Origin of the sequence: Azospirillum sp. B506 (genome assembly GCF_000333595.1) — a bacterium.
Taxonomy (GTDB): domain Bacteria; phylum Pseudomonadota; class Alphaproteobacteria; order Azospirillales; family Azospirillaceae; genus Azospirillum.
This window is the reverse complement of sequence record NZ_BADK01000183.1, coordinates 1-2,182: the sequence shown is the minus strand read 5'-3', so window position 1 is coordinate 2,182 and position 2,182 is coordinate 1. Positions and strand designations below refer to the sequence as shown.

Sequence of the window (2,182 nt, the reverse complement as noted above, 5' to 3'; positions counted from 1 at the left end):
AGACTGGCCAGCACCTGGGCGGCGAAGGCTTCGTTGAACTCGACGAGGTCGATGTCGGCAACGGTCAGGCCGGGGTTGCGGGCCAGCAGCTTGGTCACCGCCGGAATCGGGCCGGTGCCGAGCAGCCTGGGGTCCACCCCCGCCGCCGTGCTGTCGACCACCGCCAATCCGCGGGAGAGGCCGAGTGCGCGGAACTTCCGCTCCGACACCACCGCCACCACCGCGGCGCCGTCATTGACCGGGCAGGCGTTGCCGGCGGTCACCGTGCCCTCGGGGCGCAGGATGGGGCGAAGAGCCGCCAACCGGTCGAGGCTGGTGTCGGCGCGCGGGCATTCGTCGCGGTCGACGATCCGGCCGTCGCGCAGGGTGAGGGGTACGATCTCGCGGTCGAACCGGCCGGTGGCTTGCGAGGCCAGGGCCTTGCGGTGGCTGTCCAGGGCATAGCGGTCCTGGCGGGCGCGGTCGATGCCGCAGGCGGTGGCGACAGTCTCCGCTGCCTCGATCATCGACGGGTCGCCGATCTCGTCGGGGGCGAAGCGGGCGCGGTCGTAGAAGGTCGGGCTGCGATAGAGGCTGGACGGTTTGGCGACGCGCCAAGGGGCGGTGCTGGTGCTCTCCACCCCGCCGGCCAGAACGACGTCGCAGGCTCCCGACTGGACCAGCCGGGCGGCGAGATTGATCGCCTCCAGCCCCGACCCGCATTGCCGGTCCACCGTGACGCCGGGCACCGATACCGGAAGGCCGGCGGCCAATGCCGACAGCCGGGCGACGTTGCCGCCGGGACCGACCGCGTTGCCCAGCATCACCTCGTCCACCTCCGCCGGGTCGAGGCCCGCATCGGCCAGCACGGCGCGGATGACCGGAGCGGCGAGATCCTCGACGGGAAGCTCGCGCAGGCTTCCGCCGATGCGGCCGACCGGGGCGCGCCGGGCGGCGACGATGATCGGGCGGTTGCTCACTCCACCATCTCCAACCCGCCCGCTTGCGCCCGCTCGCGGACATCGGCGCGGGCGATCTTGCCGCTGCCGGTCAGGGGCATGTCGGAGGCGGCAAACACCCGCCTTGGTGCCTTGTAGGCTTCCAGCCGCTCCTGGCACCAGCCGCGCAGCTCGGCAAGCGAGGTGTGTGCCGTGCCGCGCCACCAGACGACGGCGGACAGGGCATCGCCCCAATAGGGGTCTGGCAGGCCGAACACCACCGCCTCTGCCACCGCAGGGTGGGCGCGCAGGACCGCTTCGACCTCCGCCGGATAGACGTTCAGGCCGCCGGTGATGACCATGTCGCCGGCCCGCCCGACCAGCCGCAGCCAGCCCTCGCCGTCGATCCAGCCATAATCGCCGACCGTGCCCCAGCCGTCGCGTTCGCGGTAGCCGGCACTGTCGGTCGTGCCGAGATAGCCGTCGCTCAGCATGCCGCTGCGCACCCAGACGGTGCCGGGACGGCCGCGCTCCACCGGCTTGCCGGCATCGTCGCGCAGGCTCAGCTCCACCCCGTGGAAGGGCCGGCCGACGCTGTCGGCGGGAGCGCCTTCGCGGGACGAGCGCAGGCTGACGAAGCTCAGCTCCGAGGCGCCGTAATATTCCAGCACCGCGGCGTCGGGGCAGAGCGCCGCCAGCCGGTCATGCACCGCGGGCGCCAGCTTGGCGCCGGAACAGACCACCCGGCGCAGGGCCGGGAAGCGCCGGCCGTCGCGCTCCGCCGCGTCGAGGATGCCGACCAGCATCGTCGGCACCAGCACCAGCGTGGTGACGCCGCAGGCCTCCAGTTGGGCCGCCGCGTCCACCCCGTCGAATTTCGGCTGCACCCGGACGGTGGCGCCGGCCGAAAGCCCCTCCACCGCGCCGTAAAGGCCCAGGCCATGGACCAGCGGCCCTGGCACCAGAACGACGTCCTCCGGCCCGATGCCGAACTCCACCCGGCTCGCCTCCAGCGTCGCCAGCCAGGAACCCTGGTTGCGGATGAAGGCCTTCGGCCGCCCGGTGGTGCCGGAGGTGAAGCCGACGAGGAAGGGCGCCTGCGGGGGGACCGCCGGGATGGGCCAGTCCGCCGGCTGAGCGGCGATCCAGGCGGCGGCGTCATCCGTCGTCAGATGCAGGTCGGGTCGGAAAGTCTCGATGGCGGCGGCAGTCTGGGGCGCACTCCATTTCGGGTCGAGCAGCCCGACGATGCCGCCAGCCGCGAC

General features: G+C 72.9%; 2 protein-coding genes. Both read right to left on the bottom strand.

All coding sequences use genetic code 11. The features are described from left to right. A partial coding sequence (locus tag I71_RS06230) for a thiolase family protein (RefSeq protein WP_042692455.1) occupies nt 1–959 on the bottom strand: 959 nt, incomplete at its 3' end. Further along, nucleotides 956–2,182 (bottom strand): AMP-binding protein (locus I71_RS06225; protein ID WP_049975955.1); only part of this gene is annotated, 1,227 nt, incomplete at its 5' end. The genes I71_RS06230 and I71_RS06225, both read right to left, overlap by 4 nt.